12 protein-coding genes and 1 pseudogene are annotated in these 13,565 nt (G+C 57.9%); 6 read left to right on the top strand and 7 right to left on the bottom strand.

What is annotated here, in order from left to right; genetic code table 11:
* Positions 1 to 162: 162 nt before the first annotated feature.
* The 4 genes from L248_RS08745 to L248_RS08760 are packed head-to-tail and all read left to right on the top strand — an operon-like array spanning position 163 to position 4,040.
* Positions 163 to 1,314: a zinc-binding alcohol dehydrogenase family protein gene (locus L248_RS08745; RefSeq protein WP_022529821.1), complete on the top strand. Its 1,152-nt coding sequence runs from the start codon at positions 163 to 165 to the stop codon at positions 1,312 to 1,314.
* A complete protein-coding gene (locus tag L248_RS08750; RefSeq protein ID WP_040535820.1) occupies positions 1,235 to 2,326 on the top strand; it encodes a YibE/F family protein in 1,092 nt (363 codons plus the stop codon). Before L248_RS08745 ends, L248_RS08750 begins: the two co-directional genes overlap by 80 nt.
* Complete coding sequence (locus L248_RS08755) at positions 2,326 to 3,105, top strand: YibE/F family protein (RefSeq protein WP_022529823.1); 780 nt, start codon at positions 2,326 to 2,328, stop codon at positions 3,103 to 3,105. Before L248_RS08750 ends, L248_RS08755 begins: the two co-directional genes overlap by 1 nt.
* A gap of 2 nt (positions 3,106 to 3,107) precedes the next feature.
* Positions 3,108 to 4,040 carry a DNA/RNA non-specific endonuclease gene (locus L248_RS08760; protein ID WP_022529824.1) on the top strand — a complete coding sequence of 311 codons (933 nt, stop codon included), beginning with the start codon at positions 3,108 to 3,110 and terminating at the stop codon, positions 4,038 to 4,040.
* 61 nt (positions 4,041 to 4,101) lie between these two features.
* On the opposite strand, the gene L248_RS08765 is transcribed toward L248_RS08760, so the two are convergent.
* The gene (locus L248_RS08765; RefSeq protein ID WP_022529825.1) at positions 4,102 to 5,016 is read right to left on the bottom strand and encodes a phosphatase PAP2 family protein; all 915 of its coding nucleotides are present in this window, start codon (positions 5,014 to 5,016) and stop codon (positions 4,102 to 4,104) included.
* A gap of 217 nt (positions 5,017 to 5,233) precedes the next feature.
* Between L248_RS08765 and L248_RS08770 the strand changes: the two genes are divergently transcribed.
* Positions 5,234 to 6,145, top strand: a complete 912-nt coding sequence (locus L248_RS08770; RefSeq protein ID WP_022529827.1) for a hypothetical protein — start codon at positions 5,234 to 5,236, stop codon at positions 6,143 to 6,145.
* 57 nt (positions 6,146 to 6,202) lie between these two features.
* Here L248_RS08770 and L248_RS08775 read toward each other — a convergent pair whose 3' ends face one another.
* The 5 genes from L248_RS08775 to L248_RS08795 all read right to left on the bottom strand — a co-directional run bounded on the left by L248_RS08775 (position 6,203) and on the right by L248_RS08795 (position 10,784).
* Positions 6,203 to 6,679, bottom strand: a complete 477-nt coding sequence (locus L248_RS08775; protein ID WP_051999952.1) for a Panacea domain-containing protein — start codon at positions 6,677 to 6,679, stop codon at positions 6,203 to 6,205.
* A 121-nt stretch (positions 6,680 to 6,800) separates the two neighbouring features.
* Positions 6,801 to 7,484: a methionine ABC transporter permease gene (locus L248_RS08780; protein ID WP_425423450.1), complete on the bottom strand. Its 684-nt coding sequence runs from the start codon at positions 7,482 to 7,484 to the stop codon at positions 6,801 to 6,803.
* Positions 7,481 to 8,542, bottom strand: coding sequence for a methionine ABC transporter ATP-binding protein (locus L248_RS08785; RefSeq protein ID WP_022529830.1), 1,062 nt, complete (start codon positions 8,540 to 8,542; stop codon positions 7,481 to 7,483). The genes L248_RS08780 and L248_RS08785 overlap by 4 nt, the downstream gene beginning before the upstream one ends.
* Before the next feature lie 19 nt (positions 8,543 to 8,561).
* Positions 8,562 to 9,911, bottom strand: a complete 1,350-nt coding sequence (locus L248_RS08790; protein WP_022529831.1) for a M20/M25/M40 family metallo-hydrolase — start codon at positions 9,909 to 9,911, stop codon at positions 8,562 to 8,564.
* Between the two features lie 15 nt (positions 9,912 to 9,926).
* On the bottom strand, positions 9,927 to 10,784 hold the full coding sequence (locus L248_RS08795) for a MetQ/NlpA family ABC transporter substrate-binding protein (protein WP_022529832.1): 858 nt from the start codon (positions 10,782 to 10,784) through the stop codon (positions 9,927 to 9,929).
* A gap of 495 nt (positions 10,785 to 11,279) precedes the next feature.
* On the opposite strand from L248_RS08795, the pseudogene L248_RS16330 reads away from it, so the two are divergent.
* A pseudogene (locus L248_RS16330) lies at positions 11,280 to 11,516 on the top strand (Asd/ArgC dimerization domain-containing protein); the annotation flags it as partial.
* Positions 11,517 to 11,633: 117 nt separating this feature from the next.
* On the opposite strand, the gene L248_RS08805 reads toward L248_RS16330, so the two are convergent.
* The gene (locus L248_RS08805; RefSeq protein WP_022529834.1) at positions 11,634 to 13,283 is read right to left on the bottom strand and encodes a glycoside hydrolase family 13 protein; all 1,650 of its coding nucleotides are present in this window, start codon (positions 13,281 to 13,283) and stop codon (positions 11,634 to 11,636) included.
* Positions 13,284 to 13,565: the final 282 nt, after the last annotated feature.

Below are 13,565 nucleotides of genomic sequence, written 5' to 3' on the forward strand. Positions count from 1 at the left end.
CAGCCCGGAGTCACCCGGGTCAAGACCAGACAGTTGCCTTCCCTCCGCAGCTCGTGGTCACCCGGTCCAGAGCAAGACAGTCACTTGCCGCCTCCCACATATGAGCAATTCGCCATGTGGGCGGGGGAGCGACTGTTATACTATAGGAAGAGGTGAAACATCATGGTACCCAAGTTGATGCATGCGGTAGCGGCCTTTCAAACACTGCCGATCCGGGATGAAGCCAGCCTCCAAGACGTCTGGCTGCCCACGCCGCAACCCAAGCCCTACGACGTGCTGGTCAAAGTGCTGGCCATCTCTGTGAACCCCGTGGACGTTCGGCTGCGCCACGCCATCCGCGGCCACCGCCGGCCCCATGTGTTTGGCTACGACGCCGTGGGGGAGGTCGTCGCCCTCGGAGCGGAGACCCGCGGCTTTGCTGTGGGCGACCGCGTCTTTTATTTTGGCTCCACCCGCCGGTCTGGCAGTTATGCTGAGTACCAAGTGGTCGACTACCGGCTGATTGCCAAGGCTCCCCAGCGGCTGACCAACGGCCAGGCGGCGGCCATTCCCATGACCGGCGTGACCGCTTGGGAGCTGCTGTTTGAACGGATGGGTCTGCCCGCCGCCGCGGGAGCGGCCCAGGGAACGATTATGGTCGTGAATGCCGCCGGCGGTGTCGGCAGCATTCTGATCCAGCTCGCCCAGTGGGCCGGGTTAGAGGTCATTGGTGTCGCCAGCCGGGTGAACTGGCCCTGGTTGAAGAAGTTTGGCATTGAGAAATTGGCGGATTACCACGACGACCTGACGCCCCAGATTCAGGCGCTGGGCTACGACATGGTGGACAATATCGTGAATCTGTATGATCCGCTGCCGTACTTTGGGGCGGTAGCGGACCTGATTGCCCCCATGGGCCATGTGGGGTCGATTGTCGCCACCACCGAGGCTTTGCCGGTGGCCTGGCTGAAAAACAAATCCGTCAGTTTGGATTGGGAATATGTCTTTTCTAAAAGTGATTATGCGTACCAAATGGCGACCCAGGGACAGATCCTGCAGCGGCTCAGTGCCTTGCTGGACGCGGGCGCTCTGCGTTCGACGATTGCCTACAAGTTTCACGGCATCAACGCCCACAACCTGCGCCAGGCGCAAGCCATGCTTGAAACCAAGAACACCATTGGTAAAATAACCTTACAGGCCCCCTTTGACGGGCCGGCGGTCGCGCTTGACGATATTGTTTGGAAGGATCCTCAATCTTATGCGGATGAAACGTTGGTGGCTTTCCCTCGCCGTCGTCTTGGCGACGGGGTTGGCCGCCCTGATACTGACCCGAGTTAACGCACCGTTGTACAGCCAGCCGGTGGGCCAGATCGTGGCCGACAAGACCGGCGCCACGACGAAGAACACGGATGAACACAGCAACACCGATTATCAGACTCGTCAGACCTTGACGGTGAAGATGCTGAACGGGCCCAAACGCGGGCATACGTACCGGACGGATAACCAGTACACCCGCTCCGGCGCCGTGGATCAGCGTTACCGGGTGGGCCAGCAGGTCTTTATCAGCTGGCAGGACAAGGCCCGGACCAAACTGGCGATCACCAACCAGAAGCGGGACACCGTCATTGTCCTGCTCATTTGGCTGGTGGCGGTGGTCCTCATTGCCGTCCTGCGCTGGCGGGGCGCCGTGGCCATCCTCAGCGTGGTCGCCAACATCGCTCTTTTTCTGCTGGCCATCGAATTGGAGCTGCTCCATTACGGTGCCTCGATGCTCTGGATCTTCACCGCACTCACCTTTGCCTTCACGGTGGTGACCTTGCTGTTGATTCTGGGGCCGAAGCGTCAATTCGGCGTAGCCAGCTTGGCGACTTTGGCGGGAACCTTTCTCGCCTATGGCATCTTTGTCTTCGTCTTACATATTACCGGCGGCGTCGGTCTGCATTACGAAGCCGTCGCGTACACGGTGCAGCAGCCGAAGCCCATCTTCTGGGCGAGCATCATGATCGGTTCCCTGGGGGCGATCATGGACGAGACGTCCGACATTTCTTCCGCTCTTGCTCAAATCGTGGTGGAGACGCCTGATGTCCACCGCTGGCAGCTCTTCCGTTCCGGCATGACTGTCGGCCGCGAGATCGTCGGGCCGCTCATTAGTATTCTCTTCCTCATCTTCATGGCCGACACCTTCCCCATGGCCGTCCTCTACCTAAACAATGGCAACAGCTTCAGCCAGACGTTCACTTGGACGATGTACCTGGGCATGGTCCAGTCGCTGGTCAGCGCCATCGGTATCGTGGTCACGGTACCCTTGACCAGTCTGTTGAGTATGGTGTTGTTAGGGGGCAGAAAATAATGGGTGTGGTCACACTGCTCGGTATCATCTTGCTGGTCTTGCTCATCCTCGTGTGCGGCAAGAGCGGCTTCACGATTTTCTTCGGCTTGCTGCTGAACTTCATTCTCCTGTTCACCACGGTCACGTTGTTCGGCCTGGGCGCGCCGCCGGTGCTGACGACGATCCTGGCCAGTGCCGTGATCCTCGCCGTCGTGGTTTTCTTCAGCGCTGCCGGCAACCGCGTCACCCGGATTGCCTACGTGGTGTCGCTGGGGGTCATGCTGATCCTGGCTGGGCTGGCCTGGGTCATTCAGTTCTTCGGCAACATTCAAGGGTTCGGCAACGAAGTGGGGGAGGACATCGGCGGGTTCTCCCTGCTCATTGGGGTGCCGTATAGTCAAATCAGTATCAGTATCCTGATGCTGTCGGCACTGGGGGCCGTAGCTGAAGCCAGCATCGCCGTGACCAGCGGGCTGTTCGAGGTCGCCGACCAGGTGCCGGACATCACGCCAGCTCAGCTCTTCAAGGACGGTCAGGACATTGGCGGCAAGATTATTGGGACGGCGCTGAACACGCTGTTCTTCGGCTTCTTTGGTTCCTACCTGGCGCTGTTCATCTGGTTCGTCCAGCTCAAGTACAGTCCCGGCCTGCTGTTCAACGATAAGCTGTTCATCAGCGAGGCCGCGTCTGTTCTCCTGTCCACGGTGGGTGTCGTCGCCACCGTACCGCTGTCCACCTGGGTGGTCAGTCTGACCCTCCAGCACCAAGCCGCTCAGGCAGAGAGAAAGGAAGATCATTAACCGTGGCCAAAAAGAAACGCCGCCGCGCCAGTCCGCGCCGCGGGCGTAAACAGCCTGTTCATGTTACCCTTGGCGGCTTAATCGTCATTGCCTTGATTGCATTCCTGCTCGCTCGCTTTGGCGGGAGCGGGAATACGCCCAGCGGAACCAATGCCCAGTCAACCAGCACGCCCACGAGTCAGGTCACGGGCAGCAGTGCGGCGGCCAGCACCGGTCAGGCAGCTGGCACCAGCAGCAGTGCGGCTTCGTCTGCCGCGGTCGGTGACAGCAATTGGCAGGCGACCTATGCCGCCCTGGCCAAGCTCACCTTCCAGTCCGGCAACCCGGCCGCCATCAATGTCAACGGCGGCAAGAGCACCCTGACCATGAGCAGCTGGCGCAGCAACCATATCGACTACGGCAACTTGGACAGTTTGAACCGGACCACCACGGTCACGGCCTACCTGCAGCGGTCAAACCTGGGCAAGTCCGCCGGTCGCCCCGCCCAGAAGTGGCAGCCCACCGGCTGGCATCAAGAGTACCGGGTGATTGACGGCGATCGCATTCCGGTGGTCAACCGAGGGCATCTGATTGCCTACACGATGACGTTCAACTTGAATAGCGACGGCGTTCCCCAAGCCGGGGCAGAGGGCAGTTCCGACAACCCGAAGAACTTGGCGACCCAGACGGAGTACTCGAACCAGAAGACCATGCAGATCTATGAGGAAGCGGTCCGGGATGCCCTGGAGCGGGGTGCCCGGGTGATCTACCAGGTGACCACCGTCTTCCGGGGCAGCGAGCTGATGCCTCGGGGGTATTGGTCGCAAGCCGTGTCGTCGGACAGGCAGCTGAACTTCAACGTGTACATTTGGAACGTGGAGCCGCAGCTGCAGTTTGACTATGCGACGGGGAGAAATACCATTGACCGGAGCATGAGTGTGACGGCGGTGCGGTAATAGGCTGCTGTCTTGGGTGACTCCGGGCTCCAAACTTGGGGGCTGCTATAGTAATAACAATTTACTGTGTCAGACCGTCATCCCCGGGCGTCTGAAGATAGGTCATGAGTTCGGCGAAGATGTAGATGATCAGTGCAGTCAAGAAAAATGAAAAGGTAACGTCGGAGAAAAAGTGGGCACCGATGCGGATCCTGCTCAGGGCGACGAGGGCACCCCAGACGATGCCGAAGACAAACCAGCGCTGGCGGGCTTTGCCGGTGGCAAACCAGGAGAGAACAATCGCTAGGGTCGCGGCCATGGTGTGACCGGACGGGAAGGACTTGTGGCCGTTGTTGCCGTTGGGGTGGAGCCAGGACGTGAAGTCGCTCTGGCTCTTGTTCAACTCGTAAGGCCGGACGCGGCCCCAGTCCTGTTTCAGCGTGGCGTTGGCTTCGGCGGCGAACCAAGCGGCGGCGGTGGCGAAGACGGCGATCACCAGGAGCCTGGCCACTTGGTCGTCGCTTTTCTTACTCAGCCACAGTTGAACAGAGATCGTGACGAGGACCAGCAGAATCAGCCACACGGTAATGTTTGCCGCCACCGACAGGGTCACAGCGGCACTGTCGCTGTTGGCCTTGCCGATGGGCTGGCCAATCTTCAGATTGTTCTGGACGGCGGCAAAATAACTGCCCGTTTCATTCACGTACTGCTTGGTTTGCCAGGCGGTCAGAACGAATCCCCCCAACCCCAGACTGCCGGCAAAAAGGGGCTTGTCCTGGCGGCGCCAGGCATAGGCCATGGCAATTTCCCCGCTGATGATGTAGACGAAATATAACGGGAATTCGCCGAACGTTTGGAAAAAAGTCCCGAACCAGCTGCCGTAATCGATGACGGCATTGCTTAACGGCAAGTCCACGGCTGTGGCCAATGCCATCAAGACGATAAAAGCCATTGCAGAAATGAGAAACCAGCGTCGCTTGGTGCTTTCTTCCATCATATGATGGTCACCTCCTGTTTCTGGATTCAGGATAGCAGGTGAGTTTCAAAAGTTATCTTGATTTTGGTCAAAAGCTGGTAACGAACGACTACCGCAATATTGTGACACTTATTTTGGCAGATGGTGACGAACGATGCCATGACAAATCGCTAGACACTATGATACGATTGTCTTAATTGGATTATGGTACACCAGAATTTGAAGCGGGGAGGCCGTCATGAAAAACGTCGGAACGATTATCTCGTTGGGCATTCTTATATTCACCGGCAGCATGCTGGCGGGGTGCACTGCTGGCTCGCGTTCAGCCGCACCGAAGGCCGCTGTGTCATCCCAGACCAGTGCCGATAAGCAGGCAACGCAATTCGATAGGGTCATAGCCCAAACAAAGACGGCCCGGGCCAAGCAATCCGAGACGATCAAGCAAGCGCGCAAGATGTTCCAAGGCATGGGCGTTTCTGACCTGGCCTTTGCCCCGCCAGCCCAGGTCAGCGATTTGGCCGGGACGAAGAACAAGAACAAGGCCATTTTGGTGACCGGGGTCGTGACGGGCTGGGCACCCCATGCCCGGATCGCCAGCAATGTCTATTCCAACCTCACATTCCTCGTCCGGCAGCAATATACCTTTAAGAAGCAGACAGATTTGACTGGTCGGGCCATTCACGTGGTTCATGCCGGGGGTATGACGACAATGGGCGAGCAGTGGGATAATTACCCGAAGAAGGATTTCGACCCGGTCACCCCGCCGACGGTTGAAGAAAGAAAACAAGCCGTATTTGCGGAAGACGCCAGTATGGTCATGCCGCGCATCGGCGACCAGGTGATCATGGCCCTAATGCCGTATGAGACTGAGGCTGCGGGCACTTTTCTGAAGCAGAGTCGGTTCAAAGCCAACGCCCCCTTCATCGCGGCCCATGGCAGCGATGCGGAATTCTTCTTGAATCTGCAGACTGGCCACTACGAGTCTCGGCGGCTGACCAGTGGTGAGAAACTGCCCAATGATGGCCGGGGTCAGGCGCTGACCTACGACGCGTCTGCGACGGCGGTCTTCACTCAGGATACGAGTGGGCCGCTGCACGACAACCCCACAGCGTTACTGCATGATATCAATGCACGGTATGCGGTCAAGTGAAACAAAAGCAGGAAGCTTTCTTGGGCTTCCTGTTTTTTTCTGCCTGCTCATTTGCGATTACTGGATGACGATGTTTTGTTTGAAGAAGCGTTCAATTAAGTCTTGAGAGATGACTTCATTGTGGGGAGTTTCTGCCCACGGTGCTTCAGCATGGGTCATCTCCCGTAACTGTGCCGCAGAATATTCCCCATACCGATCGTAAACAGCTTCCAATATTTCGGCCGCATTCTGATCTGACTCGACTTGGTCATAGTCTGCTGCTTCCTGAGCAGTGATTGGGGTATCTAATGTTCTTTGTCCTTTGTATCGATCATACAATGAACGAACCACCGGGCCGTGCTGCCAAGCCAGTAAGTCGTCACTGAACAGCGGCGCATCAGTCACCGCCAGGTGCACACCCTGAGCGTAGTAAAGCAGCTTATGGAGTTTCATTTGAGTCATCGGGTCGATACCATCGTCTGCACGCATTTCGGCTGCGTGACGAACCAGGAACCAGTTAGCAATCGTCATCGCCGCGTAAACCTTTGTGGCCATGGTGCACAACCTCCTCTTGTTGACAGTATAACTTTTATGTTTTCCGGCAGAAAGAGTTACAATACCGGGAATTTCCTTGACCAAAAAAACGGCCCAACCCGTGGTTGAGCCGAAAAGCATTTTAAACGTGTGTTGTCCGCCGGGTCAGCCAGTCACCGATGCCCTGGACGAGAAATACCATGACTAGAATAATTAACATCGCCACAATGGTCACGTCACTTTGGTAACGCTGATATCCAATCGAAACGGCCAAGTTACCTAAGCCGCCGGCCCCGACCGCGCCAGCCATCGCGGTGAGACCAATTAGAGAAATGAGCGTGAGAACGGAGACGCGGATCAGGTCGGGGAGACCTTCCCGCAAGTATACCCGAAAGATGATATCCACATTGGACGCCCCCATTGCCTGAGCGGCTTCGATGACGCCAGGGTCGACCTGAACCAGGGCAGTCTGAACTTGGCGGGCATAAAAAGGAATTGTTCCGACGACCAAAGGGACAAGCGCCGCCGTGTTACCAATGCTGGTCCCGACGATGGCCTTGGTGAGGGGATAGATCACCGTCAACAGAATCACGAAGGGAATCGAGCGGAAGATATTGACCAGTTTATCCAGAATGTTGTACGTGACGGGGTGCGGCGTGATGCCGTTTTGGTCCGTGACCACCAGCCAGACGCCCAGGGCGAGGCCGAGGATACCGGCGATGATGGCGGAGACGATGGTCATGTACAACGTCTCCAGCGTGGCTTGCCAGACGTCGGGCCAGATCAGGGAGACGTTGGGCAGCATTTTATTGATGAATGACATTATGCGACCACCGTTCCTTTCGGGTCCAATTCAGTGACTGTGACGCCTTGCCCGCGCAAGTCGGCGAAGGCTTCTGGGAATTGCGCCGGGTCGCCGCTGAGGATGACGATCAAGTTGCCCACGGGCGTGTCTTGGAGAAATTCGACGCTGCCATAGAGAATGTTGGCGGTCACCCCGTATTGCTGGTACAGCGAGGCAATCAGCGGCGCGTCGGTACTGGCACCGACATACGTCAGGTGCAGCAGCCGGGCGTTGTCCGCCAGATTGACGACGGCGGGCTGCTTGCGCACTTCGGCCAGGGCCACGTCCAGCTGGGCGGCGGTGTTAATGAAGTCTTTCGTTAAGGGCTGTTGCGGTTGGGAGAAAATATCCAGCAGGCTGCCCCGTTCGATGATTTCTCCTTGTTCCATCACCGCGACGTGCTGGCAGACGGCTTTGACCGCCGCCATCTCGTGGGTGATGAGGACGATAGTGATCCCCAGGGTCTGATTCAGGTGCTTCAAGAGGCCCAGAATCTCCTGGGTGGTTTTCGGGTCCAGTGCCGAGGTGGCTTCGTCGCAGAGCAGAATCCCCGGATCGTTGGCCAAGGCCCGGGCAATGCCCACGCGCTGTTTCTGGCCGCCGGATAGCTGTGCGGGATAGGCGTCCGCCTTGTCCTGCAGACCGACCAAGGTGAGCAGGTCGGCCACTTTTTTCTGCCGCTGGGCGGTGTTCAAGTCGCTGTAGCGGAGCGGGTAGTCGATATTTGCGGCGATGGTCCGGGAGTTCATCAAGTTGAAGTGCTGGAAGATCATGCCGATCTTGCGCCGGGCCAGGCGCAGTGCGTTCTTCGACAACTGGCCCATGACCTGGCCGTTCACGGTGGCGGTACCGCTGGTGGGCACTTGCAGGTAGTTGATGGTCCGGACCAGGGTCGACTTGCCGGCACCGGAGTAGCCGACAATGCCGTAGACGTCGCCTTTCGCCACTTGCAAAGACACATTCTTTACAGCGTGGACCGTGCTGGTTTTATTTTTGAACGTGACCGTAATATCTTTCAGATCAATGATGGGGGCACTCATGCCGAATATCGTCCTTTCTTCACTTGGCTTGGGCTAAGTCGGTAAACACGTTGACGAGAAAATCGATGCCTTGGTGGAAATCGGCGATGCGGATGTTCTCGTTGGGCGCGTGGGGACCGCTCTGGGCGTAACTGACGCCGAAGGCCAGGAGCGGTGCGTGCAGATAATGGTTGAACAGGTACATCGGGCCAGTCCCCGCAGAGCTGGGGAGCAGTTCCACTTGACCAGTACCGTACGTGGTTTCGGCCACGCTGGTGATGCGCTGGACCAAGGGGGCGTCCAGACCGGAACGGTAACTCTTTTCTCCCATTAAGTACTGCACATCGATGTCACCGAAACCATTAGCTGCCAGCTGCTGACGAACCAGGTCGGCGACTTCTTCGGGATCGAGGTCCGGTACCAGGCGGATGTCCAGCTTCGCCCGGGCGGTGTGGGGGAGAACGGTTTTAACGCCGGCCCCCTCGTAGCCGCCGGTGAGGCCGGCGACGTTCAACGTGGGGGAGAACGCCGCTGCCCCGGCGATGTCGTCGGTCAGATACGGCCGGGTCAATCCGTGGGCCTGGCGAATGGCGGCGGGATCGACGGTTTCCTGCGCGACCAAAGCTTTCTCCCGGGCGGTGGGCGGTACGATCTTGGCATCCAAGCCCTTGATCTTTAACCGGTTCGTGCCCACTTCCCGTAGGCTGGCCAGGGCTTGGACCAGCCGGATGCCAGCGCCTTCGATGTACGCGGCGGTGGACGAGTGGATGTCCTCGGCGGCCGTGGTGGCCACCAAGTCGATGCAGCAGATGCCCTTGTTGCCGCCGGTGATCTCCAGCTGCTCGCGGGCGTTCTTACTGCCGGATTCCCACACCACCACGTCGGCGGCGAAGGTGTCAGCGTACTTGGTCAAGTATTTCTCCAAGTGCTGACTGGCAATTTCTTCCTCGCCCTCCAGCAGGAACTTGACCCGGCACGGCCAGTCGCCGTGGGCTTGGCGGTACAGGGTGAGGGCGCACAGCCGGGCGATCAGGTCGCCCTTGCAATCGGCCGTGCCGCGGCCCACGAGCTTGCCGTCCCTCTCCGTCAGCGTGAATGGCGCCGAGTGCCACAAGTCCAGCGGTTCCGGCGGCTGGACGTCGTAGTGGTTATAGAACAGGATCGTCGGCGTATCCGCCGTTACGTGGGCGGGGGTGAATTCCCCGTGGATCACCGGGTTGGGCCAGTCGGAGAACACTTCGGCCGTGCCGCCCAAGTCGGTGATCAATTTTTGCAGAAAGGCGACGGTTTCCGGGATGCTTTTCTTCTGCGCCGACACCGACGGCAGGGCGATGTACTGGGCGAGATAATCCGTGAAGCGCTTGATGGTTTCTTCCTTGGTCGTACTCATTTCATGAAGACTCCTTTACTTCAACGTGATGTCCCAAGCAGCAATGTCGGCACCCTTGTAGTACCTCTGCAGGAGCTTCTTGGTGGCTTCGGTCTGGTAGCACTTGACTAACTCTTTGTACGTCTTGTTGTTGGCATCTTTCTTGTTGGCCGCGATGATGTTGATGTAAGGCCTGGACTTCTTGTCGACTTTCTCTACAAAGAGGGCCTTGTGCGGGTTCAAGCCGGCGTCGTTAGCGACCCCGTCATTGACCACGGCGGCGGTCACGTCGGACAGGGAGCGGGCGGTCTGGGCTGCATCCAGGGCGGTGATTTTCAGGTTCAGCTTGTTACTGGTGATGTCCTTAGTCGTGGGCAGCGCCGCGTTGTTCAACTTGATGAGGCCCAGGGAGACGAGGACGTTCAGCGCCCGGCCTTCGTTGGTGGCGTCGTTGGGGATGGCGATTTCGTCGCCTTTCTTAATGGCCTTGACCGACGTGATCTTATTGGAGTAGAGGCGGATGGGGGCGAGGACGGTCTTGCCGATGCTGACGATGTCCGTCTTGTGGGCCTTGTTCCAGTTGTCCAGGAAGTACTGGTGCTGGAAGGCATTGAGGTCGATGGAGCCGTCGGACAGCGCCTGGTTCGGCTGGTTGTAGTCGGTGAACTTGGTCAGCTTGAGGTCGATGTTGTACTTCTTCTTGGCCACCTTGCCGACGGCGGTCCAGATGCGGTCGTCGCTGCCCATGATGCCCAGCCGGACAGTCTTGGCGGCACCCGTACTGCTGCTGGTGCCGCTGGCACTGCTCTGGCTGCTGCCGCAGGCGCTCAGCAAGAAGAACAGGGGCAGAGCCAAGACGATGGTAATGAGGGTGCGTTTGATTGATTTTTTCATGATGAATTCCTCCGTAATGTTAGAAATGGGTCAAGTGACTGTGCAGCACTGGCGGCGGCGCCCGGCCGGGACACAAAAAAATCCGCTCCTAGTGTTGCACTAGAAGCGGATTGCCCGCGGTACCATTCTAATTCGGGACTCTGCTTACACAAAGACCCCTCAGCAACGTACAGACGTCAAAAAGACGCGTTATACGCGTGCAAGATAATGGATGCCGGCCATTGCAGTCTGACCCAAATGGGCTCGATGCACCGATCGCAGGCCATTTTCGCTCCGCCTCGCTACCTCACTCTCAACAGGTGTGAGTTTTCTGTACAGTCTTGGCTTTGCTACTTTCCTGTTCTCGTCGTTTACGTCACTTGTTTGATTGATTAATCCTGATGATAAACAGGTCACTGAGCGTTGTCAAGTTTATTTTCTAGCCGCGCATCATAGCATCATTGCCAACTCCAATTGCTCTACGATTCAAATGGTGGCGGCCCTGGCCCGGCTGACCTGCGGGCCGTGCTGGCCCAGGCACCGGGCATCGTGGTCCAAGATGACCCCGCTCGCCAGGTCTATCCCCAACCCCTCACGGCCACCGGGCATCGCGCCGTCTACGTCGGCCGCATCCGCGCCGATGCCAAGATTCCCGGCAGTTATCACCTCTGAATCGTCTCCGACAACCTGCTCAAGGGCGCCGCGTGGAACACGGTCCAAATCGCTGAAGAACTGGTCCGGCGGGACCTGGTCCGCGTACCCGCCGACGGCCCCGACTATTTCCCGCTGATTAATCAACACGACCTAAAAGCCGTCCGAAAATGCTGCAGCTTCAGCATTCTCGGGCGGCTTTCTGGTTAACTTTCTCGCTTACTTGGTCAAATAAACCTTCACTTCATACGGCCGTAAAGTCTGGCCCTGGTCGTCGTCATAGTTGCTCAACAACAGGGTACTGTTGGCCGGTGCGGCGGCGTAATCCCGGGTGAGCGAGTCCTGGGAGAAGTTGGCCGTCAAGGTCAGTGTCTGGCCGTCCAGCTTCCGCGTGTATGTCCAGGTCTGCTCATCGTCGGGGTCGAGCAGGGTGTAGTCCCCATACGTGATGATCGGATATTGCTTACGCAGGGTGTTCATCTTCTGGTAGAAATAGAACACGGATTCCTTATCCGCCAGGGCATTCTTCACGTTCACACTGGTGTAGTTGGCGTTCAGCTGCAGCCAAGGGTCGACGCCTTCCTTAGCAAATCCGGCATTGACTGAATCGTCCCACTGCATCGGGGTCCGGGCATTGTCCCGGGACGAGTGGTGGAGAGCCTTGATCATCTGGTCGTTGGTCAGCGTCTGGTGCTGCTCCACGAGGTCGCGGTAAGCATTGAGCGACTCAATGTCTTGGTAGTCCTCGATGGAGTTGAAGTTCATGGCGTTGGTCATGCCGATTTCTTCCCCTTGGTAAATATACGGGGTACCTTGCTGGAAGTGGAGCACAGCCCCCAGCATCTTCGCGGAGCGCTCGCGGAATTCATCGCTGTCGTTGCCAAAGCGGGAAACGACCCGGGGCTGATCGTGGTTGTTCCAATAGAGGGAGTTCCACGCACGGCCGTTCAGCTCGGTCTGCCACTTGCTCATGATCGTCTTCAGCGTGGTCAGCTTGAACTGATGGGGCCGCCACTTGCCCAGCTCGGGGTCGGTGTCGACACCCATGTGCTCGAACTGGAAGATCATGTTCAGCTCGTGGCTGTCCAGGCCGGCATACAGGAGCGCGTCCTGAGGGTGCACGCCCGGGGTCTCGCCGACGGTCATGATGTCGAATTTGCTCAAGACGTCTTTGTTCATTTCTTCCAGGTATTCGTGCACGTGGGGCCCGTTCGCCGGCCGGCGGACAGGGGTGGTGACGAAATCTTTGGGTTTAGAAATGAGACTGATGACATCCATCCGGAAGCCGTCGATGCCCTTGTCCAGCCACCAGGTCATCATGTCGTAGACACTGTGCCGGACCTTGGAATTGCGCCAGTTCAGATCGGGCTGTTTCTTCGAGAAAAGATGCAGGAAGTACTGGCCGGTGGTCTCGTCAAACTGCCAGGCACTGCCGGAGAAAGACGACTGCCAGTCATTGGGGGCGTGACCGTCGACGGGGTCTTGCCAAATATAGTAGTCGCGGTAGGGATTATCCTTGCTGCGGCGGCTCTCCATGAACCAGTGGTGTTCGTCGGAGGTGTGGTTGACGACCAGGTCCATGACGATCTTCAAGCCCTTGGCGTGGGCTTCCTTGAGCAGGGCATCGAAGTCAGCCATGGTGCCGAAGTCCGGTTGAATGGCTTCGTAGTTGCTGATGTCGTAGCCGTTGTCGTCGTTTGGGGAGCGGTAAATGGGGTTGAGCCAAATCACGTCCATGCCGAGCTGCTTGATATAATCGAGCCGCTGCCGAATCCCATCCAAATCACCAATCCCGTCGCCGTTCGAGTCTTGGAATGAGCGGGGGTAAACTTGATAAACGACCGCTTCTTGCCACCAATGCTTGTCCATTGTCCAAATGCACCCTTTCCTAAATAACCTATGCGTCCACCTTACCACGAAAACGGTTGACAGAGGGTCAAGATTGGGTAAATGTTAGCGGTATCAGAGGGCGGAGCCTAGCTTCTGCTCGGCGGAGCCCGTTTAAACTGGAAGAAATTGCCCCATGGCCCGACGATTTGGGCCGATACGGCGTTGCGCTTCGCACTGCCGCCTCGTGGAGCGGGAAGAAATAGACGCGAGACCCGGCGATTTGGGCCCTCCGGCTGGCTGGGCGTGGAACGTGGCCGGCAC

Source organism: Schleiferilactobacillus shenzhenensis LY-73, from assembly GCF_000469325.1.
In the GTDB taxonomy this organism is placed as follows: domain Bacteria; phylum Bacillota; class Bacilli; order Lactobacillales; family Lactobacillaceae; genus Schleiferilactobacillus; species Schleiferilactobacillus shenzhenensis.